We start from the raw sequence: 2,040 nt of genomic DNA, 5'->3' as shown, positions 1-2,040 counted from the left end.
TAACCACCGGGCCGGTGCGGATCTTGGGGCCGGCCAGGTCGAACAAAATCTTGCAGCGCCGCTGGGTCTGGGCTTCGGCCCGGCGCAAGTGGGCCAGCATGTTCTCCCACACCGAGGGATCGTCGTGGGCGCAGTTGATTCGCGCTACATCCATGCCCCGTTGCAACAACTCCAGCAGCAGCTCCGGCTGCTCGGCGGCTTCGCTGGGCAGGGTTACCATGATGCGGGCGCGGCGGTGGGGGGAGGGAGGGCCAAAGAGAGCCTCGGTGTGCTGCTCTAGGGCCATATCCCCGGCGTAAAACGCTTCATAGCTGGGTCCTTCATGACTCAGCCCTTGAGCGGCGGCCAAAATGGCGATTACCGCATCGAGGCTTTCCAAAACCCGCGATTCACATCGCCCCAGCGACGACAGCCCCAGGGCGGCCAGCTCCAGTTGCAGGCTGCGCAGATCCTGTTGCCGCAAAGCCAGATACCGCGCCAGGTTGTGCATGGCGGGAGAGGGATCCCCAGAGCAGCCCCAAGCAGCCAAGTAGGTCTGGGATCCCTGTACAACTTGTTGCCGCAGTTCCAGGAGTTTTTCCAGCAAACCTTTGAGATCGGGGGAAGAGGAAGCCATGCTCGCAACTTTCTGAAAGCAGCCTGTCAAGCCCAATTCTAGGTTGAGACTCACTTTTGCTCGACAGCAGTTGTTTGATTGAGGCCATGAACCTTTCATTTGCCGACGTTCCGGTCTAGAGTCGTTAACAGCCTCCGGCTGCTCTGGCTGGATCAGCCTACTGCTTGTTCTGGATCTGGTTTCGTGAAACTTTATTCACCCCCCACCCATTCAGTCGGTCAGCTCTCGAGCACGTTCTCCCTGGCTTGTGCGGTGGGCCTGATGGATCGCTATGTCCTCTCGGAGATGCTGCTGCCTTTTCTCTTTGGGGTGGGAGCTTTCACAACCTTGGTGATGGCGGTGGGATCCCTGTTCGAGCTGGTGCGCCTGGTGGTGGAGGCAGGGTTATCGATTTCGGCAGCCTTGCAGGTGTTCGCGCTGCGGGCACCGGGGATCATCGTCTTGACGTTCCCGATGTCGATGTTGCTGGCGACGTTGCTGGCCTATGGGCGCCTGTCTGCCGATAACGAGATCACAGCCCTGCGCGGCTGCGGCGTGAGCCTCTACCGTCTGGTGGTGCCAGCTCTCATCCTCAGCCTGTTGGTGACGACGTTGACGTTTCTGTTCAACGAGCTGGTGGTGCCGGTGAGCAACCGCCAGGCGGCCCTGACTTTAAACCGTGCTTTGAACCGGGATCCGGACTTCCGGCGAGAGAATATCCTCTACCAAGAGTTTGGCGAGATCCTTGCGCCGGAGCCGGACGGCAGTTTTTCCCGCCGGCAAGGGCTAACCCGTCAGTTCTATGCCCGCAGCTTCGATGGCCAGCAGATGCGCGGCGTAATCGTCCTCGATTTTTCCAACGAGGCTCTCAGCCAAATTCTCCTGGCGCAACGGGGGCGCTGGGATCCCCAGGAGAACCTCTGGGTGTTTGAGGACGGCACCAACTACATCGTCTCGCCCGACGGCACCTACAGCAACATCGCCACCTTCAGCCGCCAGGAGCTGCGCCTGCCGCGCGCGCCGCTGGAGCTGGCTCAGGAGATCCGCAGCCCTGAGGAGATGAACATTCAAGAGCTGCGCCGCTACATTGAGGTCATCGCTAGCTCGGGGGATCTGCAGCGGGTGCGTCGCCTCCAGGTCAGCCTCCACCAAAAGTATGCCATTCCCTTTGCCTGCCTGGCCTTCACCCTCATTGGGTCGCCCTTGGGGTTGCGCCCGCAGCGCACCAGTTCCTCGTTGGGGTTGGGCATCAGTGTGCTGATTATCTTTGCCTTCTATGTGCTGTTGTTCATCACCCAAGCTCTGGGACAAATTGGAACGCTGGGACCGGCGGTGGCGGCTTGGTTGCCCAACTTAATCTGTATGGCCGTAGGGCTGGGGTTGCTCTACCGAGCCAATCAATAGCTGCCGGGCAGGGTTTTCCAGATGGGTAGAGGTAGGATCAG

2 protein-coding genes are annotated in these 2,040 nt (G+C 60.2%); one reads left to right on the top strand and one right to left on the bottom strand.

Annotation, left to right across the window (positions count from 1 at the left end):
* Positions 1-616: pyruvate kinase (locus tag NW857_RS05345; protein WP_414368206.1), on the bottom strand; the 616-nt coding region annotated here is incomplete at its 3' end.
* Between the two features lie 261 nt (positions 617-877).
* Between NW857_RS05345 and NW857_RS05340 the strand changes: the two genes are divergently transcribed.
* Positions 878-1,999 carry an LptF/LptG family permease gene (locus tag NW857_RS05340; RefSeq protein ID WP_414368203.1) on the top strand — a complete coding sequence of 374 codons (1,122 nt, stop codon included), beginning with the start codon at positions 878-880 and terminating at the stop codon, positions 1,997-1,999.
* Positions 2,000-2,040: the final 41 nt, after the last annotated feature.

This window comes from Synechococcus sp. H55.9, assembly GCF_047462355.1.
Taxonomy (GTDB): domain Bacteria; phylum Cyanobacteriota; class Cyanobacteriia; order Thermostichales; family Thermostichaceae; genus Thermostichus.
This window is presented reverse-complemented; position numbering and strand designations above follow the sequence as displayed.

What these genes read in the sequence shown, in the direction of transcription:
- NW857_RS05340 (WP_414368203.1), top strand. Translation starts at nt 878, where the DNA reads ATGGATCGCTATGTCCTCTCGGAGATGCTGCTGCCTTTTCTCTTTGGG.